This is a genomic window from Rhizobium sp. CCGE531, from assembly GCF_003627795.1.
GTDB lineage: Bacteria > Pseudomonadota > Alphaproteobacteria > Rhizobiales > Rhizobiaceae > Rhizobium.
The window spans coordinates 1-22,771 of the sequence record NZ_CP032688.1; the positions used below are offsets into that span (position 1 = coordinate 1).

Genomic DNA, 22,771 nt, shown 5'->3' on the forward strand with positions numbered 1-22,771 from the left:
TGGTGTTAGTTGCGACTAACTACGCCAAATCTCTGAAATTGTGTTGGTTTCTGGACTGCTTCGGATTCTGCTTCGACCCATGAATCTGGATCTGGCATCAAAGGCGCAGGAACTGTGATACTGAAGGGACGGAAATCCAGCTCGTCGCTGTCCAACTGCGGGTGAGGGCGTGTACAAGAGACACGGCAGCGCTTAAGGCTTTCAAGGCGTTCGTTTTTACTTCTCGGTTTAGGGAAGAAGATAAGGGCTAGCGGATCCTGGCCGGAAGCTAATCGCAGGCTCTCGACGACTCGAGCCAGCGGTCGTTAGTCGTGACTAACCAGGCCAAGCGATTGAAATCGAGCCATTTTCTTAGATGGTGATCAGCGGCCTGCCACCGCCCGGGCCGCCAGGGTGGCGCTATTTTGAGCTGGACCCTTCGGAGCTCCATTGCGGTTGCCAGCTCTTCTGCATACTAGACCGACGACTGCCGCGATCTGGTCGCCCGACGTAGCAACCGTGAGATCGTCGAGCGGGGGCGTTACGCGTTGCGGTGCGACATCCTGCCCGCATCCGGCCGAAAGCGAGCATGATATCGGCATCGTCAGTCGGAATGTTCCAGCCCGTTGGCGGATCGGCGTCAATCCACGGTCGTCTGTTAGAGAACTTTCGCCCGTTCTCCGTAGGACCACAGCGACCGTCTCCCGCACAAGAACGATCCAGGATCACTATTGCCGCCTATACTACTGGATCACGATGCGCTGTTTGTCCCGAGCCGGCGCCTATGAAGGACAAGGAGATCGTCCTGCGTGGCAAAACTTGGCTCTTTACTGGCCGATTGAGCAAAGTGTGGCGGAAGTTTCGGGACTTTGCGCGAGCAGAGGGCTTACCGATGAGTTTTAAACAGCTGCGCTTTTTCTGGCGGCCACCAAAAAGGCACTTTCCAGCCGCGGCAGCAGTGGCGAGCCAGTCGTCGGGCCATCGATCCCGAAGATCCGCAAAGGGCGCATCATCGTGAGGCGCTCGATCTCCCCGCGCTGTTCGGCGTGTTTGATCGGATTGTCGTTCTTTAGCTTTTGCAAGTTGAGGATCTTCCAGCGGACGGCCGGCAACGCGAGTGCGTGCGGCAATCCGATAACTTCGAAGTTGGGTTCACTATCGTGAAGCGACAGTAGAAACGTGTGAGCCTTATCATCAAGGCGCGCCTGGATGTCTTTCAGGAACCGCTCCCGGACGTCCAGCAATTTGTCCAGTGAGACCTTGTCGATTGTCATCCCATCGAATTCCTGATTGAAGACATGCGCGATGTCGGCTCGGCTGGGTCGCAGCAACTCGTGGGGTGGGCGTCCGGAACTCGCCACGTAGACGAGGAAGGTGCGAAACAGCGGGTCCGTCAGTCCCTCGTGTTCGTAGAGCAACTTGATGTCGAAGAGATCGCGCGGATGCTGGCGATCGACCGCTGCATGCATCTTGCCGCCGAAGAGATCTTCGAAGGCGACAACCTGCATTTCTGCAAAACCAAATTGGTCTTCAACCCGCTCGCTGACCCTGCGTCGTTCGACGGGGTGTACCGTGCCGCGGGCGACCGGAGAGGTTTCGATCTTAATTGCGGTCTGAGCCCGCCTCACCTCGACGCGCGTATCGCCGCCGCCACCGCCGGCTATTCGCTTTGCCCGGACGCCCTTGATCCTTTCGACCTTCGCAGCGACGCGGTCGAGGGCCTCGTTGATTTCGACCAAGCTTTCATCCCTCGGTTTGAGCGGAAGGTAGGTCAGGTCGATATCGACCGAGAGGCGCGGGAGGTCTCTGTAGAAGAGATTGATGGCAGTTCCACCCTTCAATGCGAAAACCGGTTCGTCGGCAACCATCGGCAAGGCCTGAACTAGGAGTTCGAGCTGGGAAATATACTGGTCACGGGCCATCGCTGCCCTCGGGCTTTTCAGGAAGGTACTCTTCGGGAATGGTGATACGGTATGTGGGATGCAGTTTGCCACCCTTGATGAATGAGCGGTCGCCGCTTCCAAGATCTATGATCGATCGGTCGACATGCTTGAGCCAGGCGTGCTCGTGGCGGTCGGCAAAAACGAAGAAGAGCCGTTTCACCTGGACCTTGGTGCAGTCGGCCAGAAGCTCGGTGATGCGGCGCGGCCGTATGTTGGTCAGACCCTCGAAGATCGTATCGATGTTGTGAAAGCTTTCGTTGTCCGGCAGTTCGTCCAGCGCTTCGAGGATGGCCCGTTCCGGCGTTGAGGCCCATATCGTCCAATTCTGTAGAGACAGGATGGCGTTGCCGTCCGGTTCGGCCGCGAGGGGTTCGATCCCGAGATCTGCCGTCTTGAACAGACGCGTGCTGCGGAGGAGGGGGAGGCCGTTGATGGGGAGGTTTGCGAGCCAGCGTGGCGCATCGCCATAGAGGAAGATTTTTTCGGCGTCCCCCAGCGCCAGGTAATGCACATGTCCACGAAGCCCCAGTGCCGTGCGACCGCCGACATGGAACTGGTACTCCATGATCGTCTGTGCTGACATGACCGCAATGCGCCAGTCGATGCGTTCTTTTGCTGAACCATCCCGCCCTAAGGGACGCCGATAGACGCCATGCATGACGGGTTCCAGCCAGCCGCGGCGGAGATAATCATATGTCGAGCTCCGGCGGATCTCCATTTTCCGCATCCATGCGGAATCCACGATGAAGCCTGCCGGAACCTCATCGAGCATTGACTTTAATTTGTCGCGTTTTAGATCGCTCATGACGGACAAAAATGGCACTAATTAAAGTGCCTGACAAGGCCACTTTAGAAAGAAGGAGAAATGTCCGTTTCTAACGGACTTTCGAAGCCCATCATGGGGTGGCGAGACCCGCCTGACGGGACCGGAAGGTGCAATCATGGCCGGTCGTGTGGCACGCTCTTGGTCGACGGCGAGGATGTCGGAAACGTCCTGATCGGGGAGGGCTTGCGGTCCCCTTCGTATGCAGCGGTTCGCGCTGTCCCCCCACGCCGCGCCCGTGGTGCGGCTAACCATCCGTTCGGCCTGCTTGACGCGTTGTCGCACGCCGGTCGTGTTTATCAGATGGACGACATATACCCACCCGATGTTCCCCGTTTCGGAGGCGCAGGAGCCTGCTGCCGTATCGGCTGAGACCGAAATCGACCGGCGGAAAAAACAACCGGCAGCAGGTGACGACGGCTCTGGCGCCGCATCCAGTGTTCTGTGCGTCGCACTTGCGGGCCGGGCTGTCGGCGGAGCGGAGGCTCCCTTCCGGTCTTCCCCCTGCGGGCGTCCATCCCTGACGCTGAAGACCAGCGTGGCCTGTTTATCTCTGAGGAATGAGCATCGGGAAAGCTTGATCGGAACCGCTTGCCGGAGGCAGTCGGTCCCGGTTTCCGCCCGATGGGCGGCGCTATGCTAAACCTCCTGCGGCTGCCCTTTTAACCGGCCAAGCGGTGCGCGAACTGGCTCCGGCCGCGCCGCGCCCTTCGCCTGGTACGCTCTTCTTACCGAGCTGGAAGAATTGCCGGCGCGGAAGCGCCTCGCATCACCGATGAACCCTAAAATTTTAGGGTATTCGCAATCCGTGCCGCTTGCGACCTATCTGCCGCAATCCTTCAGCGGACGCAGGCTGATCAGGGTCTGTGAGGCGGCGACATTGACTCTTGCACCGACCTGACCGAAAACGCGTGGAATAACCTGAGGATCATCGATGGCTGACGAAGAAGTCCTTACACCGCCTGATAGCACGGCAACAAAGCCTGAAGCGGAGCATGCAGCGACTGCCGTTCGGGGTAGACGGTCAAGCTCCAAGAAAGCAGCGGCGGGGAAGGCTGACGCGGTCAGTCAAAAGGCGGCAAAACCCAAGTCACGCGGTTTGAGTGATGAAGAAAAGCTCATGAAAATCAAACAGGTCGAAGCTGCCGTTGCCGGTGGCACGACATTGAAGGATGCCGTGAGTGCTGCAGCGATATCCGATCAGACCTACTACACATGGAAGAAAGCCTTTGCGGCGGCGAGTGGTGAGGCTCCGGCAGGCACGGTCGCATTCGACGATGAGCTCGCCGAGTTCACCCAGCTTGAGGAAGAAAATCGTCGGCTACGCAAGTTACTCGCAGAAAAACTTCGCGCCGAAAACGCCGCGCTGCGTAGGCGGCTGGGCATGAGCTAAACAAGGCAGCAAATTTCGGATGACACAATTAACGATTCAGTGGTCACCACGCTGCTGCAATCGATAGGCATTGGACGAGCGATGAAAACACCACGGCGCAACTTCGTGGTCGAATACAAGACAAATCGGCGGCAAGCCCCAGCAAGCCCTCCATCCATTTGGGGCAATCTTGATCTGCAGGCGGTCGCGCGGCAGGTAGAGGCCGATGGCATCTTGGTTGACGCGGCTCGGCTCGATCCGCATGTCACGAACAGTGGCAAAGCTCCAATCGCAGCGATTGCCCCCTCGCAACATTCCCAAGCGCCAGTCGAGGACCCTACTCTCGCTTCAACCGAGCTGACGGTAGCTAGTGACGACGGTGTATCCCAGGAAGAGCTTCCACAGGAGCTTCCGGCCATTGAGGCGCCAGCGGTGCACGATCACGGGCGGATCGCCGATAAATCCGCCAATTCTTCGATTCGTGACGAGCGCGTGCCCATTCAGGAGCGGACCGTCGTCGAAGGTTGCTTCGAAGTTTCCGCTCATCGCGACGGCGAGGACGACCTTGACGCGCTCGAGGAAGAAAATCGCGGATTGAAGAGGCTGATGATCATCAAGCTTCGTCAGGAAAACGCCGAGCTGAGATCGATGCTGAAGCGTTTCGACGCCGAGTAGATCGAAAGATCTACCTGAATACTGGTCTATGGGTTCTGCGCTTGATTGGAGCGACTGAAGATCTTTCGTTTTCTTCGCGTCGCCTTTCGGACAGTGCCGGCCGCCGTCTTTCGGGCTTCCCACACGATTCATCTGGACGAAACCTGATCTCTTGTCATCTAATCGAGTCCGCGCTCTTTTCATGCGGGCCAGCGCGCCGGCATGAACAGCTTCTTTGGGCTGCGATCCATGCCTTGTTGTGAGTGAAAAGATGAAAGATCGTCCCCGCTCGAAACCGCTGCTCGGCGAATACAGACCGCTTAAAGGCAGAGTGCGCAAGCCGCGCGACCCGTCCCAGCCGAACCTGCCCTTCGATCCGATGCCAGAACGGGTCGAGCCGTGTCTGGCACTTCTCAAACAGAAGCCGCCGTCCGGACCACAATGGCTCTACGAGGTCAAGTTCGACGGCTATCGGCTGGCGATCCATGTCGATCATGGGCGCGTACGTGTCGTCACCCGCGGCGGCCACGATTGGACCGATCGATTTCCGGCCATCGTCGCCGCCGCGCGCAAGCTCGATGTCGCCACTGCCATTCTCGACGGCGAGGCCGTGGTCCTAGACCAGGAAGGGCGGCCGGACTTCGGCGCGTTGCAGCAATCGCTCGGCGGGCGCGGCGGCAGATTGCCGTCCGACGCGATCTTTTATGCCTTCGACCTTCTGTATTTCGACGGCCACGACATTTCGGGGATGGAACTGTCGAGCCGGCGCCACCTGCTCGAAAGCCTTGTTCACGGCGACGATAGCGCGATCCGGCTTTCCGAGACAATCGAGGGTTCAGGCGAACAGATCTTCGAGGCTGCCTGCAGCCACGGTCTCGAAGGCATCATCGCCAAGGATCGAGACAGCGCCTATCGGTCTGGACGCACGGGCGACTGGCTGAAGATCAAATGTGCCGCGAGCAACAGTTTCATGATCGTCGGCTACGAGCACTCGGCTGCTGCGCGCGGCCGGATCGGCAGTCTCATCCTGGCGGCTTACAGGAAAGCCGTGCTCGTGTATGTCGGCTCTGTCGGAACTGGGTTCAAAGAGAAGCAGGCGGCGGAGCTGCGGAGCCTTCTCGACCGGCTGGTGACCAAGAAGCCGCCGGTCGCCGTCGAGGGGCGCCGGCCGGATGTCGTCTGGGTGGAGCCGGCGCTGATCGCCGAGATCGAGTACCGTGGCTTCACACATGATGGAAAGCTCCGGCACGCCTCCTACAAGGGGCTGGGGGAGGTGCAGGACAATGCCGCCGTCTTCAAGATCGAGGACTGAGGTCGTTTAGCCGCTCGTCATTGGACGATGCCAAAACTCCTGGGTTAATCGACGGACATTGCGGTATTGGCTGAATTCAACCGATCCTGCATCTCCTTGCCTGCCTTGAAGAATGGTACCCACTTTTCTTCGACAAAGACGGACGTGCCGTCTCTTGGATTGCGGCCTGAACGAGGTGCGCGGTTGCGAACGGAAAATACCCCGAACCCGCGAAGCTCAACCCGTCCGCCCCGTGCGAGGGTCTCGGCGATTTCCTCGAGGACCGTCTCCACGATCCGTTCCACGTCATTGTGATAGAGATGCGCGTTTCGACTGGCGATCAGCGAGGCGAGCTCGGATTTTATCACGTGGGACCTCAACTAAAAGGGAGGGGGCAGGCGCCGAACAAAAGTATCGAATAGCGGGTTGCGCGGACGCTGATCAACCAGGCGGTGGGGGTGGATCGCGGCGGGGTTCAAACGGGCGGCATAGAGGGAGAGGAGGGAAGGGGGATTTGTGGCGGGTCAGGAGGCTGGAGAGAGGCTCCGGCCGGCTCGCCGCGGAGAAACGACATGGCTCAGGCTATGGAGAAAATCACCCTCAGTGCAGCCAGGGATATTCCCTTCAACAAGCTGGTGCTCAGCCAACAGAACGTCCGCAAGATCAAGGCGGGCGTCTCGATCGAGGACCTGGCGGAAGACATCGCCCATCGCGGGCTGCTCACCAGCCTTAACGTCCGTCCAGAACTCGATGGCGAGGGCAAAGAGACCGGCATCTACCGCATCCCGGCGGGTGGGCGCCGTTATCGCGCCCTTGAGCGGTTGGTTGCGCAGAAGCGACTGGCCAAAACCGCCGGCGTTCCCTGTGTCGTCAGCAAGGGCGAGACGCTGGAGGTCGAGGACTCGCTCGCCGAAAACGTCCAGCGCGTCAGCCTTCATCCGCTGGATCAGTTCCGCGCCTTCCAGACCTTGCGCGAGCAGGGGCTCGATGAGGAGGAGATTGCGGCGCGCTTCTTCGTCTCGGTTGCCACCGTCAAGCAGCGCCTGCGGCTGGCCTCCGTCTCGACGCGACTGCTCGACCTCTATGCCGAGGACGAGATGACGCTCGAACAGATCATGGCGTTTTCGATCACGAACGACCATGTTCGTCAGGAGCAGGTCTGGGATACGGTCTCGCGCTCCCATAGCCGGGAGCCTTATTACATCCGTCGCTTGCTGACGGAGACCGCGATCCGCGCCAGCGACCGCCGCGCCGTCTATGTCGGCATCCAGGCTTACGAGGCTGCGGGTGGTGTGACGATGCGCGACCTGTTCGACCAGGACCAGGGCGGATGGCTACAGGATCCGGCCCTGCTGGAGCAGCTCGTAATGGAAAAACTGAAGGCCGACGCCGAGGCGATCCGCGTGAGCGAAGGCTGGAAATGGGTCGAAGCCGCCTTCGATTTCCCTTACGGCCACACGTCTGGTCTGCGCCGCTTCTACGGCGAGCAGGCCGAGATGACCGAGACGGACTTGGTCCGCTATGACGCCGCCCGTGCCGAATACGACAAGCTCGACGCGGAATATGCGGAGGCAGACGAGTACTCGGAAGCGACCGAACAGAGGCTGGAGGAGCTTGGCAACGAACTCGACCGGCTCAACTACCGTCCGCACGTGTTCGATCCGCAGGAGGTCGCCCGCGGCGGTCTCTTCGTCTCGCTCGGCGCCAGTGGCGAGCTCAAGATCGAGCGAGGCTTCGTGCGGCCTGAGGACGAGCCGAAGGATGAAACTGATCCCTCGGCTGATGTCGGTGACGATCGTGGCAGTGATCTTCCGGCAACCGGTGACGCCGGCGGCGAGGGCACCCAACCGGACGACGAGGACGAAACCATCAAGCCGCTTCCCGACCGCCTGATCTTCGATCTGACAGCAGCGCGCACGGTTGCCTTGCGCAATGCGCTCGCGAACGATCCTGTCATCGCCTTTATCGCGGTCCTGCATGCCTTCGTCCTGAAGACCTTCTACGTCTACGGCTCGGATTCATGCCTGGAGGTGACGCTGCAAAGCGCCCGCTTCAGCCAGACGCCGGGGCTCGGCGATACGGTCTGGGTGAAGGAGATCGATCAGCGGCATGAAGGTTGGGGCCAGGATCTCCCCAATGATCCCATCGATCTCTGGGATTTTCTGATCATGCTGGACGAGGTCAGCCGGCAGGCGCTGTTTGCGCATTGCGCCTCGTTGTCGGTCAACGCGGTGATTGAACCATGGAACAAGCGCACCCGGGCGATCGGTCATGCCGATCAGCTGGCCCGCTCGATCGGATTCGACATGGTGGAAGCCGGCTGGACACCGACCGCGGACAACTATCTCGGCCGTGTCACCAAGGCGCGCATCCTGCAGGCGGTCCGGGAAGCCAAGGGTGACCAGGCGGCAGAGCTGATCGGCCATCTCAAGAAGACCGACATGGCTCGTGAGGCCGAACGGCTGATGACAGGCTGCGGCTGGCTGCCTGAACCCCTTCGCATGACGGTCGTGGATGGCATCAGCGAAAGCGACGCTGTCGTCGATGACACCTCCGTCGGGTCCGATGAGGGGAAGACTGCCTCGGAACGTCCCGGCCTGCCGGCCTTCCTGCTCGACGAGCCGGAAACATCTGACGGCGAGACAGAAAGTGCGATCGACGGCAAGCATCTCGCCGCCGCCGAATAGGTTCAACAGCATGACATTGGTCTGACCCGATCGCCGTGGCGGTCGGGTCTTCCTTGCAAAACAGCCCGGCCAACGCGCCGGGCTTTTCCGTTTCAGGAGGCACCTATGCCAGACTTCACCATCGAGACCACCTACCACCTGCCGGTCTTCCGGAATCGTACCTATTCGGCTGACACGCTGGAGGCGGCGTGCCGTGCTGCCATCGCAGATGATGACTGGGACAATTCCAAAAAGGACTACGATTCCTGCGGCGAAATCCATGTCACTGGTATCTGGGAGGGCGCGGACACTGCCTATGCGCGGCCGCCAATTCAAATCCCTTCCCAATTTGAAGAAGCCGTAATACGCCGTGCATACCATTTTGAGATCCTGCTCGGACTGCTGAAGATCCTGTTCGACGACGTCCGAGCGGCGCGGCCACCGTCGCTCGATTGGCTCGCCCGATCGGCTCGGGAGATCGCCCGAGGGCAGGCCATTCTCGCCGGAGAGCCGGATCCTGAAGAGCCGGTCAACCTGCCCAAGCCTTCCCACGTCCTGATCCGGCTTCAGGAGGATGGTGTGCGCGGCGCTATCACCGCAGTGCTTGAAGTCGACCCGAGTTTTAAAGCTGTACGGCCGGAGGCCGTGACCGACGACGAGGTCCACGCCGCGTGCGTTTCCATCGCCACAACAATGGATTTCTCTGACGCGGTCGGCAGTGCCGAATTTCAGGCGGCGCTCTTGGCGATCCGGTCGGCGCACCGCCGGCTGACGTCCGATTGATGCTTCTTCGCCCCCAGACATCCCTCAACCTCGCCCGGCCATCGCGCCGGGTTTCCGATTTATGGAGACAATCCAATGAATACCCTGGCTTCCAATACCCGGACTGTTTCATCCGGCTTCAACGTCGACATCTCCCGCGGCGAGCGGATCGCCCGCGTTTCGTCGGAATGGTTTTCGCGTCCCGATGACGAACGCTTCCTGTCGCTGACCGATCTCTACGATACGGTCCGATCCCGCGCCGAGCGCGCCCATACCAGAACGATCGAAAGTGCTGCTATTCGCGTCGAGGCGACACGCGACAATGCAGAACGGCTTGAGCTTCTCGTTCCAGGTCAACGCCAAGCCATCGCACCGACTCATTGGAGCTACGGCCAGCTTTGCAGTTTGGTCGGCGCACCATCCACCTATATGCGTCAGCTGCCGGCGCCGCTGGCTGCCATTAACCTGCAGCACGGCCTGCTCAATCACCGTGCAGAGCTGGTAAAAACGCTCGAGATGGATGATGGACGGATGGAACTGCGGGCCGTCACCGGACCGGAATACGGCCGCATCTGGGACCATGAACTGGTCTCAGCCGTAATGAAGATTGCCGGTAACGGGACCGGCGACACGATGTGGAAGGTGCCGGGCGTACTGGATTGGGCGACGATGACGCACAATCCGTTTGTCGACATCACCAAGGATACGACCACGCTTTACGCCAGCGACCGCGACGTCTTCCTGTTTCTCGTTGACGATACACATCCTATCGAAGCCGGGCGTCTCCCGAACGGCGAACCGGATCTCTACTTCCGCGGCTTCTACGCCTGGAATTCCGAGGTGGGTTCAAAGACGCTCGGCATCGCCTCCTTTTATCTCCGAGCTGTTTGCGCTAACCGAAACCTCTGGGGAACCGAAAACTTCGAAGAGATCACTATCCGACACTCGAAGTTTGCCGCCCAGCGCTTCGCGCATGAGGCGGCGCCTGCGCTGACAAGCTTCGCCAACTCGTCTCCGGCACCGTTCATCGCCGGCATAAAGGCGGCTCGCGAACGGATCGTCGCGCGCAAGGACGACGACCGCGAAACCTTCCTGCGCCGGCGCGGCTTTTCGAAAGGCGAAACCGGCAAGGTGATCGAGATGGTGTTGTCGGAGGAGGGTCAGCCGCCGGAATCGATCTTCGATTTCGTGCAGGGCATCACCGCGCTGGCACGCACCAAGACCAATCAGGACACGCGGCTCGAACTCGAAGGTAAGGCGAAGAAGCTGCTCGAAAGCGCCTCCTGACATGTTCATGGGCGCCGGGCTCAGACCCGGCCGCGTCTGCAAACCCCATCGTCGTCATCCCAGAGCCCGGTCAAGCGCCGGGCCTCATTTAGTCTGGAGCACACCAATGGCTATCCCCGATCATGCCCGCGTAAACTTCGACACCCTGCTGCGCGCCGCAGCCGACGGCAATCTTGCTCTTATGGAATGCCTCGACGCCGCCACACGCGAGCCGCGTTATGTGCTTTGCGCCGTCGGCCGCAGTGACGGCGAATACGTCTTCACGCCGTTTGGCCATCTTGCCGACGCCAACCCGTACGACGCCTACCTGCCGCCTGATCCCGACGATCCCACCGGTTTCATTGTTAGCCCGGCAACCTGAGCACTGATGATCGCCGACAATTTTGGCCGGCGATTCCCGATCCCTCCCTGGCTGCCCCGATTTCGCTCCTCCGACCCCTTCGGCAGGGCGCTGGGCCCCGCCGTTCTTTCCTCAATCTGGAGCATCTTTCGATGAATATCATCTCGCATCCTCAAACCGTTTCCACCTCTCCACGTCCTGCGACCAAAACCGGCGCTGAGGCACTTCTCAAGGCTGCCGAACAAGTCACGTCGCTTATGGAGCATGGTAAAGTCGTCACTGCGGGTGACTTGCGGCAAATCATGACGGCGATATTCGGAGGCAGCGATGCCGAGGGTCTTTGGCTCTGGAAAGATGCCTACGAGGCGACCGAAATCGCACAGCTCATGTTTCTGCGCAAATTCCACGCGCTCGTATCCCGATCCCAGTCTCCCCAATCGACGCTCGTGATGCTGACGAAAGTGGCAAGGCTCCTGCCGACCCATACACGCCGATCCGAAGAGAGCCAGGCCCTGCAGCAGTTCTCGACTCCGATCCCGCTCGCCTATGTCGCATCACTTGCTGCCGCCATCAAGACCGATGACGTGGTGCTCGAACCGTCAGCTGGAACCGGCCTCATGGCGATCTTTGCGGAGCTCGCGGGCGCGCGCCTGGTGCTCAACGAATATGCTGCTGTCCGGCGCTCGATGATTGGCCAAGTTTTCCCCGGTGTTCCGACATCGCAGCACGACGGCGCGCATATCGACGATTACCTCGACCGTTCCGTTCGGCCGACCGTGGTGCTGATGAACCCGCCATTCTCCGCTGGTGTTCATGTCGAAGGTCGTGTCACCGACGCTGCTTGGCGGCATCTCACATCCGCATTCGCCCGCCTTGCCCCCGGCGGTCGGTTGGTCGCGATCACTGGGGCCAGCCTTTCTCCGGAGAATTCGACATGGCGCGATGCTTTCGTTCGCCTTCAGGGGCAGGGCACGGTGCTGTTCGCCGCGGCGATCGACGGAAGCATCTACGCCCGCCATGGCACGACGATGGAAACGCGCCTGATCGTCATCGACAAGATCCCGGCGGGCGATCCCTCGAAGCTGGTGACGTCGAGCGGCACTGCGCCCGATCTGGAAACATTGTTGACCTGGATCACCGGTCTTCCAGCCCGCTCGCCCGCGACGGCGCCGAACTCTACCGGTGCGCTCTCCAACGGTCTGCTGCACGCGGACACAATGCGTCCAGCAGCAAGCGCCACGTCGCATCGCCATGCGGTTGGAGGACAGGCGAGGCCTGCAGCAACGGTGCGTCCGATACCTGTCGATGATGAGATCATCGAACTCTCCTATGAGGTGCGAGACGCTCGGCCGAAGGATGAGACCAATGCCGCGGATGGCATCTACGAGGCCTACCGGCTGCAATCGATCCATATCCCCGACGCAAAACCGCATCCCGACAGGCTGGTTGAATCTGTGGCGATGGCATCCGTCACGCCGCCGAAGCCGAGTTATCGTCCACACCTGCCGAAGCGCGTCGCCACCAGCGGGGATCTTTCCGACGCCCAGCTCGAAAGCGTTATCTATGCGGGCGAAGCTCATTCCGGCTATCTCGCTGGCCATTGGAGCGTCGATTCCTCCTTTGACAATCTGAAGGCGGTCGCATCGGATGCAGAACATGCTGTCCGCTTCCGTCGCGGTTGGTTCCTCGGAGACGGAACAGGCGCCGGCAAGGGTCGCCAGGCCGCCGGCATCATTTTGGACAACTGGCTAAAAGGCCGCAGACGCCATGTCTGGATTTCAAAATCGGACAAGCTGATCGAGGATGCCCAGCGCGACTGGAGCGCGCTTGGGCAGGAGAAGTTGCTGGTGACGCCGCTATCCCGTTTCCGACAGGGCAAGCCGATCAAGCTGGAGGGGGGCATCCTCTTTACCACCTTTGCGACGCTGCGCATTGACGAGCGTGAGGGCAAGCGCTCGCGTGTGCAGCAGATCGTCGACTGGCTTGGAAGCGATTTTGACGGTGTTATCATCTTCGATGAAGGCCACGCCATGGCCAACGCCGCGGGCGGCAAGACCGAGCGCGGCGATAAAGCGGCATCGCAACAGGGCAGGGCAGGGCTCCGCTTACAGCGCGCCCTTCCGGACGCCCGCGTCGTCTATGTCTCTGCAACCGGCGCAACAGACGTCGAATCCCTCGCCTATGCGGAACGGCTCGGTCTCTGGGGCAGCAGCGACTTTCCCTTCCCGACCCGTTCCGAGTTCATCGCGGCTGTCGAGGATGGCGGTGTTGCGGCGATGGAAGTGCTGGCCCGCGACCTCAAGGCCATGGGTCTTTACGCATCGCGCTCGCTCTCCTTCGAAGGCGTGGAATACGAAATCCTCGAACACGAGCTGACCGAGGAACAGGTCCGCATCTACGACGCCTATGCCGTGGCGTTCCAGGTCATCCACAACCATCTCGACGCTGCAATGGAGGCCTCGGGTATCACTGGGAAGTCCGGGACGCTCAACAAAAACGCCAAGGCGGCCGCGCGTTCAGCCTTCGAAAGCTCGAAGCAGCGTTTCTTCAACCATCTTCTGACCTCGATGAAGACGTCGGCCCTCCTCAAAGCGACCGCTACGGATTTGGACGATGGTCATGCTGCCATCGTCCAGCTCGTCTCGACGGGAGCGGCTTTGACAGAGCGCCGGTTGGCGCAGATCCCGACCGAGGAATGGAGCGATCTGCAGGTCGACGTCACGCCGCGGGAATATGTCATCGACTACCTGATGCACTCCTTCCCGGTGCAGTTCTTCGAGGAGTTTTCCGATGCTGATGGCAATCTGAGTTCCCGGCCCGTCCATGACGTGGATGGCAACCCTGTCATCTGCCGAGAGGCCGAACGGCGTCGCGACGAACTGGTCGAGACGCTGGGCAGCCTGCCGGCCATCCCGACGGCCCTCGACCAGATCGTCCAGCATTTCGGCATCAGCAAGGTCGCTGAGATCACCGGCCGCTCCCGCCGCATCATTCTCCGGGAGGACAGCAGCTCCATCGCCCGCTATGCCGTGCAAAACCGACCGGGCAGCGCCAATCTCGACGAAGCCCGTGCCTTCATGGATGACGAGAAGGGCATTCTTGTCTTCAGCGACGCCGGCGGAACCGGCAGATCCTACCACGCGGATCTTGCCGCCAAAAATCAGCGCCTGCGTCTTCATAACCTCCTGGAAGCGGGCTGGCGCGCCGACGTAGCAATCCAGGGGCTTGGGCGCAGCCATCGCACCAACCAGAAACAGCCGCCCCGGTTTCGGATGATCGCCACTAACGTCAAAGCAGAACGACGCTTCCTCTCGACAATCGCCCGGCGCCTCGACACGCTCGGCGCCATCACACGCGGTCAGCGCCAGACCGGCGGGCAGGGGATGTTCCGGTCCGAGGACAATCTCGAATCGCAATATGCCCGCGACGCGCTGCGGCAATTCTACGGACTGCTGCATGTCGGCAGGATCGAAGGCTGCTCGCTGGAGACTTTCGAAAGCATCACTGGCCTGTCGCTGACCTCGGAGGAGGGCGGACTGAAGGATGAGCTGCCGCCGATCCAGACCTTCCTCAATCGCATGCTGGCACTAACGATCGCGATGCAGAACGTGCTGTTCGAGGCCTTCGAGCAGTTGCTGGCCGCACGTATCGAAGGGGCGATTGCCGCCGGCATCTATGACAAGGGGCTTGAGACGATCACCGCCGACAGCATGACGGTTACCGACCGGCGGCTGATTTACACCCATCCCGTCACCGGCGCCCAATCGCATCTCTTGACCATCGAGCGCCGGGATCGCAACGCACCGATGCAGCTCAAGGACGTTCAGAGCCTCGTCGGGCAGGATTCACGCGCCAGGCTGATGATCAACGGCAAGTCGGGTCGGCCGGCGGTGATGGTCCCGACCCGCTCGATCATGCTGGACGACGGCTCCATTCAACCGCGCGTGTCGTTGATCCGGCCAATGGATGAGCTCCGCTTCGAAGCCCGGCAGCTCGAAGAGACGAGTTGGGAAGAAGCCGACGAAAAGGTCTTCGCAAATGCCTGGGATGCCGAGGTCGCTGCCGTGCCGGAATTCTCGACGTCGACTATGCATATCGTCAGCGGGTTGTTGCTGCCGATCTGGAAGTTATTGCCGCAGGACTTTTGCCGGGTGCGGCGCCTGCAGACCGACGATGGCGAACGGATCGTCGGCCGTGTCATTACGCCGGATCGGCTGGCCAGCCTGTGCCGCAACTTCGGCATCGATCAGACGGAGGCGCTGAGCGCTGACCAAGCGTGGGCGTCGCTGCTCGATGGATCCTCCATCGTCGGGCTTGCCAGCGGCATGACGCTGCGCCGGGTGCGGGTGATGAACGACTACCGCGTCGAACTAATGGAATTCACGGACGGCATGCGGGACTGGCTGCGGTCGATCGGTCTGTTCTCCGAGATGATCAATTGGAAGCTGCGTTTCTTTGTGCCTGTCACAGACGAGGGTGCGGCGATCCTGTCGAAGCTGATGCTGCGTCATCGCCTCGTCGACATCGCGCGTCGGTCGTGACGGAGGTCTGTCATGCTTTCCGCCTCCGATCTGGCGGGCCGTCTCGCGAACGACGCGGAGGCGGTCTGCCGCCACTATCTCTCCGCCGGCCGCCGGGCCGGCAACTACTGGCTTGTCGGCGATGTCGGCAACAACAAGGGCCGGTCGCTCTACGTGCATCTGACCGGCCCGCGCGCCGGCCGTTGGACGGATGCGGCGACCGGCCAGTTCGGTGATCTGCTCGATCTCGTCCGTGAGACCTGCGGCCTCATCGATTTCCGGGATGTTGCCGAGGAGGTGCGTCATTTCCTGAGCCTACCGAAACCTGCGCCTATGTGGTCAAGTAGGGCTTACGGCGATGACAATCGCCCTCTCGATAGGCCAGCCGCGGAACGGGCGCGCCGACTGTTTCGGATGACCGTACCCCTGGTCGGCGCTTTAGCAGACGCATATTTGCGCGAACGCAGCATCCTACGGGCGTCCTCGCATACAGCGCTCCGGTTCCATCCGTCCTGCTACTACCGCGATCTCGTCACCGGCCGGACGACAAGTTATCCGGCACTGATCGCAGCCGTCACCGATGCGGCCGGAGCGATTACCGGCGTCCACCGCACCTGGCTCGATGCGGATGGCGACGGCAAGGCCAAGGTCGACGATCCCCGCCGTGCGCTCGGCGGCCTGCTCGGCAACGCGGTCCGCTTCGGCTTTCCGATCAACGATCCTGTGCCGGTCCTGGCGGCGGGCGAGGGGCTCGAAACCATGCTGTCGCTCTCGCATGTGATGCCCGCCATGCCGATGGTCGCCGCCCTGACGGCCAATCACCTCGCGGCCTTCAACTTCCCTCCCGAATGCCGGCGCATCTATATCGCCGCCGACGCGGATGCGGCCGGCCGCCACGGGATCGAGGGACTGAGCCGCAGGGCACAGGGATGCGGGATCCTGCCGCTGGTGCTGTCGCCGGAACTCGGCGACTTTAACGAGGATCTGCGCTGGCTGGGTCCCGACCGGCTGACCGCAAGCCTCAGGGCTCAACTCACTCCGGAAGATGCGACGGCCTTCCTGCCCTGATGAGGCTGTCGGAAGGGGCAGGCGGGATTGCTGCGGCGTGGGCGATGGACGGTCCACGGAGCCTGGCTCCCGTGTGGGCGCGCGCCCGCGGGCCTGCCGAGAGGCGACCCTTACCACGCGGGCCTCCGGGCCTTCAGCGGGTCAGTCGGGTTTCTTCCCCTGCCGGTCCATTTTTACGCATCGGTTCTTCCGAAAACCGGTTCCCGTTTTTCGGGCCGATGCGGTGGCCCGTCATTCCTCGCGGACCAAGAAACCCTTCTTCCGCCGCCCGGCGCTTCGCTGGGCCGCTTCGCTTCGCTTGCGGTTCCGGCCTCGGCCCGCGTGACGGGGTTCGCCGTCAGGCCGCGAGAGGCGCGGCCCATGAACGGAGACCACCATGGACCTGAACCTTCACCCCGACGACGGCATCGAGCCCCACCATGCATCCTCCCCGACCGATCGCTTCATCTACGAGATGCAGATCTTCGGCTATCGTCCCTTCCAGGACGAGCCCGATCCGCGGCCATTGCCGGAAGAGCCACAGGTCCAGTCATCGATCACCGCGATCTTCGGTGCCTTGGCCGAGATGCTCGGTGACACACGCCTGGAGCCCGATCTCGAAGACCTATTCTGGTCGATCCCCAATCTCTTCCATCGCGCCGGCGAGCGCATCCAGCGCGAACTCGACCGCAATGAGGAGGCGCAGCGCACCGGACAGGGCGAGCAGGACGGCTCGGAGGTGAAGAGTGTCGAACTCGAACGCCTCATTGCCGAAGGCATCACTTTGCTGGAGCGCCGCAACGCCTTCGAGTTCATGCGCGACTACGCGGCCGACCTGTTCGAGGCGCAGACGGGTTCGTCCTGGCGGCCACGCACCGGCTCGAAGGTCAACCACGCCAATATGACGGCGGCGATGATCGACAGCCGAGACTTCCTCTCCGCCCGCCGCCGCGCCGAAACCGAGGTGCTGATACCGGCCGGCACCAAGATCGCGTTCGCCGGCGGTATGGACTACAATGATCATGAGTGGATCTGGGCCAGGCTCGATCAGGCCCATGCCAAGCATCCCGACATGGTGCTGTTACACGGCGGCTCGCCAAAAGGCGCCGAACGGATCGCCGCCTGCTGGGCTGAAGCCCGCAAGGTGACGCAGATCACCTTCAAGCCCAACTGGACCAAGCATGCGAAGGCCGCCCCCTTCCGGCGCAATGACGAGATGCTGTCGGTCATGCCCGCCGGATTGATCGTTTTTCCCGGAAACGGCATCACCGGCAATCTTGCCGACAAGGCACGTCGCCTCGGCATCCCGGTCTGGCAGGCTTCAGGAGACGGCGCGTAAGCGCCGTTTTCCTCGAAGATGAAAAATATGGAAAACATGGGAAAATTGGATTATATGGAGAATCGTACTGGAGACCATCGCGATGAAGCAGTTCACGACAGGCGACTTGAACAAACAGATCGGCGATATCACCGATGCGGCGAGCCGCGAGCCGGTGATGCTCACCCGGCACAAGAAGCCGCGTTTCGTGCTGATGAGCTACGAGCACTATGAGCGCATGCGCACTGGCGGCGACCCACGCCGCGCCTACCATATCTCAGAGATGCCCGACGAGCATGCAGCACTGTTCGATGAGGCGCTCGATCGACTGGCCCGTGGCGAAGGCTATGACGATGAGCCGTGAATTCCGTCCCGGCGAAGTCATCTCCTATCCCTACCTTTGGGCCTGGCAGCAGCAGCGCGGCGAAACTGAAGGCCGCAAACAACGCCCCGTCTGCGTCGTCATTGCCATCCGAAGCGCCTCCGATCGAAATACCCATCTGGCGCTTCTCGCCATCACCACCCAGCCACCGCAAACGGGTCGCATCGCTCTGGAGATCCCTGAAATAGAGCGCAAGCGTGCGGGCTTGAGCGATCTGAAGCAGTGCTGGATCATGGCCGACGAGTACAATTACGATATCGTCGAACGCTCCTGGTACATCGAACCCGATCAGGACATCCTCGGCCGCTTCAGCAAATCCTTCATGGTGAAGATCGCCAGATTGTTTGCCGACGCGCGTGGACGAACCAGTCGAATCAACCGGCTCGATTGAGACTTTACGCCGCTTCATGCCGCATCTTCCCCTTTTTGTTCCCCGCCGCCCCCTGGCACGCGTCTCCGCCATAGCTGATCTCTGGCGCTTTCTGATCGATTGGGCCACGATTGCTGGATTGGCTGGCCCATCGCGGACCTGTTCTCGATTGATCTCGATGCCTCTCATCGCCTCCCTACAAGGCGACATGCCTTAATATCACGTCTGTCACGCCGGTCCTGCTCCGTAGAACCGCAGTCGCGTCAGAAGGGGCCGATAATTCAGGCTCGCGCCGACGGAAGCCATCTTTGATGATGAGGCTGGGATCATAACGGTGCTGATCTATCGCGTCGCGACTGGTTGACGGCCACCGCCCGTTGACCCCGAACACCAGCGACGCATGTCACGAGCGTGGCTCTTGGCGGGTCCGCAAAGGGCAGCCGGGGCAAGGTCTCCTGCTGACGTCGCAATCAAGGACCATTCCCGTTCTTTATGTCGCCTTTCTAAGGGACCGGCCGCCATCAGCGTCAACCCCGCAAGGGGGTTCCCCTCCGCTTAAGCTTCGGTGACGCCTGCGGCGCGGCCCCTTCTTCGGGCGCCATCGGGAATGGTCCCGATGCAACGAAGGAGACAATCCCATGGCTACCACGATCGCAACCCTCACCGAAAAGACCGACGGCACGCTCGAAGGCGTCTTCGCCACCATTCGGGTCAATGCCCCGATCGCCCTCATCCCGAATGCCAGCAAGGCGAGCGAAGAAGCCCCGGACTACCGCATCATCCATCGCAAGACCGGTTTTGAGATCGGCGCAGGCTGGAACCGCATCTCCCGCCAGACCGGCGAGGAATACATCTCCACGAAGCTCGAAGCGCCTGAGATCGGCGTGATTTTCGGCAACGTCGCCCCGGCGCCCGGCGGCGAGCCCGGCAAGAAGGTCATCCTCTGGAACAGCCCGGTCTGAACTGACCGCCGGCCCCGCAATCGGGGCCGGCGTCCCCCATCTCAAAGGAGGCCGACATGAGCCGCTATACAATCACGGTCATCAGGACCGCGTCCCGCCACTCAGACCCGGATGCCACTATCGGCTACGACCGCCCGCTTCAGACGTTCTTCCTCCAGGCATTTCCTGATCCCGAAGCCGAGGATCTTGAACTCTGGCTGGGTACGGATTTCCGGGAGTTCGAAACACTGTCGCAACTGCGTACCGCCGCAATCGCGCTCGGTTTCGACTTCATACCCCTGGCATCAGGCATTCTTCACAAGCTGTTGGACGACCATGCTCGCGAAGCCCATCACGCGGTCAGCGACTCGATCATCCAGGACGTTCTCAACGGGACATCCGCCCGCTGACGCACACCGAAAACGAAAATAGCCCGGCACGGCGGCGCCGGGCTATTTTTTTATTGCTGACAAGATTACTTGTTCAGCGCATCCTTCAGTGCCTTTGCCGGCGTAAAGCCTAGCTTCTTCGCTGCCGCAACCTTGATCGTCGCACCAGTCGCAGGGTTGCGTGCCTCACGCTCCGGTGTCGCCTTCACCTTGAACTTGCCGAAACCGGGCAGCGACGTCTCGTTGCCGGCAACTGCAGCTTCGGTGATGGAGGCGATCACCGCTTCGACGATGGCTTTTCCCTGCGCCTTTGTAAGGCTGTGTTCGGCCGCGATCTTCTCGGCGATTTCGTTGGTCGTGGTCATTTTTGTCTCCGCATCGTTTCAGATGCAGAATCCCTGCCATTGCCGACCCGAGCTGTCATCGACACGCTGCGGCAAATTGCGCGGAAAGCCCCGGATCTCCACAGTTATTCACGTGGTCAGCTGTCAGATAACCCGAACACGGGCATCGAGCCCGTCCTCGCGTTCGGGTGCGATACGGAGAGGTAATGTCTGCTCAGTCTGTCCGAGGATGCCATGGGCGCATGACGGCCTCAAGGACGAGCGGTGCCCCCAATTTTGCCGGCGCTCCGGTTCCCTGCACTCCGACAAAATCGGCACCCCCACTCGCCGCCGCTGGCGGTCGCGTTCCGCGATCCTTGACCCCGCCACGCCCCCATGACCGCGCGCGTCGTTTTTCACAAACGTCAAGGAGACGACGACGATGCTTCTGGAACAACACATTGAAGAGCTGCGGGCCGAATTGCGAAATGCCGTGTACCCCGGGGAACGCCGCGAGATCGAGGTAGAGCTGGAACTCGCCTGTGCCGAATTGGCGGTGATCATGGCCGAACAGGAGGGCGCAATCGACGCCGAGCCGCCCTTCTGAGGGTGGCTTTCGCCCTATCGCCTGGCCTGACGCGCTGGGTCGACCGGCGCTTCAGGCCCGAAGCTTTGCTTCGCCATCGGCGCGTGCCAGAATCTGCCGTGGTTCCTATGGGAAGCGCGGAAGCGATCGGACACCCACATCCTGTCTCGATCCTATGCCATCGACGTGAAGATGGCATTGCCTCCACGGCGCTCTCTTCGCTATCGATCCCCCCGATGCATCTTGCCGGATAAGCGGTTTCGGCGTGTATCCGCGCGACCGTCTTTTTCGCAAAAGCCGCAGGAAAAGCCTGACCGCTTCCTCCTCTCGCGCGAAATGATGCTCCCGCCTTTGGCCTTTCGCGCCGATGCGACCCCATCGGCGGATGAGACAGGCCTCGCCGAACAGGTTGGGCTCGATCGACATGGCATAATACCGGGCCATGTTTTTCTTGGCGTCGATGCGTTCGACATAGAGCTGGTAGCGTTGCGCAATCATGGAACGGAGAATCGGGCAAGGCGGAATCGTCGTCCAACGACATATTTGAATCGGTCGGTCTCGACTGATTCATGCTGATGATGGGTTGTCGCCGGATGATCCGGGCGAGCCGCCTGCGGCGGACGGTGCTATTCGCCGTCGCTCACGGAGCCCGCAAGCGGTCTCCGCCCATTCGGGTCACGCCCCTCTCGCAATTGCCGCAGCGGCGGCAGGAATTCTCCGCGATCATGGACGAGGATAGATGCATGGCCGGCTGAACGCCGGATACGGACACGGCGCCTGGGGCGCCGTGGTCTATCTCTCTCTGACGTCGCATTGTGCACCCGCCACTCCGGCGTCAAGGACTGCGCGGCCCCTCCAATTTTCAGCCGGCACCCTGAAGGCGCCGCCAGAAAATCGGTTCCTCCGCTTGCCGCCTCTGGCGGCCGCGTTCCGCGATCCCTGACCCCTCGCGGCTACGGTGCGGCCTCCTTTCGTCAGAGACAGAAAGGAGACACTGATATGTCCGATGATTGGCACTACGTTGATCAGCTCGCTGTGCTTGCGGGCTTCAGGCTTATCGTCCTCTCAAATCGCATCGGTTGCGAGGACGAATTCCGATTGAAATTGCATGACAAGCTCATCGAGGGACTGGCATGCGCAATCGCGCGGCTGCGATCCATCATGGCGCTGGAGCGCCAGCTCGCCAATGACACGGACGAAGAAGGCTTCGCTGCCTTCCAGCTTCATGGCGAAGAGGAGTGCCTTGCGCGTTTCCGGATTACGCTGCTCGATGATCTCGAAATCGACTTCGACACTCACGAGTACCGTGTGAACGGCGGCGAATGGCACTATGCGCTCTCGGCCGATTGCGACGGTATCGAGGTCTGCTATCCGAGCCTTGTTGCCCTCACCGACGACGAGTTGGGCACGCTCGCGCCGTTCGTCCTCTCCATTCGCAATGAGGGCGGCATCGCCATCAGCATCGCACGCGTCGTCTACAATTGATGCGGCGGCGAGAGGCGGCCTCGGCCGTCTCTCGCCTCTTCCGCTGGCTTGACCGCTTGCGGGCGTCGAGCCTGCACGCGGTCTTGAGGGGAGAGACTTACCGCCTCTCCCCTCAATCACCCCTCTCCCTGCGGAGCGGGTCGGGACCCGCCCGGCCTGTCGGGCCGGTAGACGGACGCTGCCGCGACTTCCCCAAACAAGACGGAGTTGAGGATCACCTCGCGCTGCGCCCTCATGCTTCGGGCATCCGCTCCCGGTGATTCCTCAACTCCTGCGGTGCGCTCGCCGTCTCA

At 61.3% G+C, this 22,771-nt stretch carries 20 protein-coding genes and 2 pseudogenes; 17 read left to right on the forward strand and 5 right to left on the reverse strand.

The window, feature by feature from the left end; genetic code table 11:
• Positions 1–878: 878 nt before the first annotated feature.
• Together CCGE531_RS32685 and CCGE531_RS32690 are read right to left on the reverse strand one after the other, a co-directional pair.
• A complete protein-coding gene (locus CCGE531_RS32685; protein WP_245459625.1) occupies positions 879–1,901 on the reverse strand; it encodes a nucleotidyl transferase AbiEii/AbiGii toxin family protein in 1,023 nt (340 codons plus the stop codon).
• Positions 1,891–2,727, reverse strand: a complete 837-nt coding sequence (locus CCGE531_RS32690) for a type IV toxin-antitoxin system AbiEi family antitoxin domain-containing protein (protein ID WP_120671027.1) — start codon at positions 2,725–2,727, stop codon at positions 1,891–1,893. Before CCGE531_RS32690 ends, CCGE531_RS32685 begins: the two co-directional genes overlap by 11 nt.
• A gap of 114 nt (positions 2,728–2,841) precedes the next feature.
• On the opposite strand from CCGE531_RS32690, the pseudogene CCGE531_RS35125 reads away from it, so the two are divergent.
• The 4 genes and pseudogenes from CCGE531_RS35125 to ligD form a co-directional block, all read left to right on the forward strand.
• Positions 2,842–2,996: pseudogene (locus tag CCGE531_RS35125) on the forward strand (thermonuclease family protein); the annotation flags it as partial.
• Positions 2,997–3,679: 683 nt separating this feature from the next.
• On the forward strand, positions 3,680–4,138 hold the full coding sequence (locus CCGE531_RS32700) for a transposase (protein WP_120671028.1): 459 nt from the start codon (positions 3,680–3,682) through the stop codon (positions 4,136–4,138).
• Positions 4,139–4,177: 39 nt separating this feature from the next.
• The gene (locus tag CCGE531_RS32705; RefSeq protein ID WP_162944162.1) at positions 4,178–4,792 is read left to right on the forward strand and encodes a hypothetical protein; all 615 of its coding nucleotides are present in this window, start codon (positions 4,178–4,180) and stop codon (positions 4,790–4,792) included.
• Between the two features lie 250 nt (positions 4,793–5,042).
• On the forward strand, positions 5,043–6,083 hold the full coding sequence (ligD, locus tag CCGE531_RS32710) for a non-homologous end-joining DNA ligase (RefSeq protein WP_120671030.1): 1,041 nt from the start codon (positions 5,043–5,045) through the stop codon (positions 6,081–6,083).
• A 44-nt stretch (positions 6,084–6,127) separates the two neighbouring features.
• Here the strand turns inward: ligD and ihfB are convergent, their stop codons facing one another.
• Complete coding sequence (ihfB, locus tag CCGE531_RS32715; protein ID WP_120671031.1) at positions 6,128–6,430, reverse strand: integration host factor subunit beta; 303 nt, start codon at positions 6,428–6,430, stop codon at positions 6,128–6,130.
• Between the two features lie 204 nt (positions 6,431–6,634).
• Between ihfB and CCGE531_RS32720 the strand changes: the two genes are divergently transcribed.
• The 11 genes from CCGE531_RS32720 to CCGE531_RS32770 all read left to right on the forward strand — a co-directional run bounded on the left by CCGE531_RS32720 (position 6,635) and on the right by CCGE531_RS32770 (position 20,105).
• A complete protein-coding gene (locus tag CCGE531_RS32720) occupies positions 6,635–8,749 on the forward strand; it encodes a ParB N-terminal domain-containing protein (protein WP_120671032.1) in 2,115 nt (704 codons plus the stop codon).
• A 105-nt stretch (positions 8,750–8,854) separates the two neighbouring features.
• A complete protein-coding gene (locus CCGE531_RS32725; protein WP_120671033.1) occupies positions 8,855–9,511 on the forward strand; it encodes a hypothetical protein in 657 nt (218 codons plus the stop codon).
• A 75-nt stretch (positions 9,512–9,586) separates the two neighbouring features.
• A complete protein-coding gene (locus CCGE531_RS32730) occupies positions 9,587–10,777 on the forward strand; it encodes a DUF932 domain-containing protein (RefSeq protein WP_120671034.1) in 1,191 nt (396 codons plus the stop codon).
• Positions 10,778–10,883: 106 nt separating this feature from the next.
• The gene (locus tag CCGE531_RS32735; protein ID WP_120671035.1) at positions 10,884–11,138 is read left to right on the forward strand and encodes a DUF6117 family protein; all 255 of its coding nucleotides are present in this window, start codon (positions 10,884–10,886) and stop codon (positions 11,136–11,138) included.
• A 131-nt stretch (positions 11,139–11,269) separates the two neighbouring features.
• Positions 11,270–15,658, forward strand: a complete 4,389-nt coding sequence (locus CCGE531_RS32740; protein ID WP_120671036.1) for a strawberry notch-like NTP hydrolase domain-containing protein — start codon at positions 11,270–11,272, stop codon at positions 15,656–15,658.
• Positions 15,659–15,670: 12 nt separating this feature from the next.
• A complete protein-coding gene (locus tag CCGE531_RS32745; protein ID WP_120671037.1) occupies positions 15,671–16,705 on the forward strand; it encodes a toprim domain-containing protein in 1,035 nt (344 codons plus the stop codon).
• Positions 16,706–17,081: 376 nt separating this feature from the next.
• Complete coding sequence (locus tag CCGE531_RS32750) at positions 17,082–18,023, forward strand: DUF2493 domain-containing protein (protein WP_120671038.1); 942 nt, start codon at positions 17,082–17,084, stop codon at positions 18,021–18,023.
• 82 nt (positions 18,024–18,105) lie between these two features.
• The gene (locus CCGE531_RS32755; protein WP_113402551.1) at positions 18,106–18,366 is read left to right on the forward strand and encodes a type II toxin-antitoxin system prevent-host-death family antitoxin; all 261 of its coding nucleotides are present in this window, start codon (positions 18,106–18,108) and stop codon (positions 18,364–18,366) included.
• Complete coding sequence (locus tag CCGE531_RS32760) at positions 18,356–18,775, forward strand: hypothetical protein (RefSeq protein ID WP_120671246.1); 420 nt, start codon at positions 18,356–18,358, stop codon at positions 18,773–18,775. Before CCGE531_RS32755 ends, CCGE531_RS32760 begins: the two co-directional genes overlap by 11 nt.
• Before the next feature lie 617 nt (positions 18,776–19,392).
• Positions 19,393–19,716, forward strand: coding sequence for a DUF736 family protein (locus CCGE531_RS32765; RefSeq protein WP_120671039.1), 324 nt, complete (start codon positions 19,393–19,395; stop codon positions 19,714–19,716).
• Between the two features lie 56 nt (positions 19,717–19,772).
• Positions 19,773–20,105 carry a hypothetical protein gene (locus tag CCGE531_RS32770; protein ID WP_120671040.1) on the forward strand — a complete coding sequence of 111 codons (333 nt, stop codon included), beginning with the start codon at positions 19,773–19,775 and terminating at the stop codon, positions 20,103–20,105.
• 65 nt (positions 20,106–20,170) lie between these two features.
• Here the strand turns inward: CCGE531_RS32770 and CCGE531_RS32775 are convergent, their stop codons facing one another.
• Positions 20,171–20,449 carry an HU family DNA-binding protein gene (locus CCGE531_RS32775; protein ID WP_120671041.1) on the reverse strand — a complete coding sequence of 93 codons (279 nt, stop codon included), beginning with the start codon at positions 20,447–20,449 and terminating at the stop codon, positions 20,171–20,173.
• A 400-nt stretch (positions 20,450–20,849) separates the two neighbouring features.
• Between CCGE531_RS32775 and CCGE531_RS34615 the strand changes: the two genes are divergently transcribed.
• Positions 20,850–21,014: a hypothetical protein gene (locus CCGE531_RS34615; protein WP_162944164.1), complete on the forward strand. Its 165-nt coding sequence runs from the start codon at positions 20,850–20,852 to the stop codon at positions 21,012–21,014.
• A 225-nt stretch (positions 21,015–21,239) separates the two neighbouring features.
• On the opposite strand, the pseudogene CCGE531_RS32785 reads toward CCGE531_RS34615, so the two are convergent.
• Positions 21,240–21,491, reverse strand: a pseudogene (locus CCGE531_RS32785) (WGR domain-containing protein); the annotation flags it as partial.
• Between the two features lie 501 nt (positions 21,492–21,992).
• Here CCGE531_RS32785 and CCGE531_RS32795 point away from each other — a divergent pair.
• Positions 21,993–22,478 carry a hypothetical protein gene (locus CCGE531_RS32795; RefSeq protein WP_120671043.1) on the forward strand — a complete coding sequence of 162 codons (486 nt, stop codon included), beginning with the start codon at positions 21,993–21,995 and terminating at the stop codon, positions 22,476–22,478.
• The last annotated feature ends 293 nt before the right edge of the window (positions 22,479–22,771 follow it).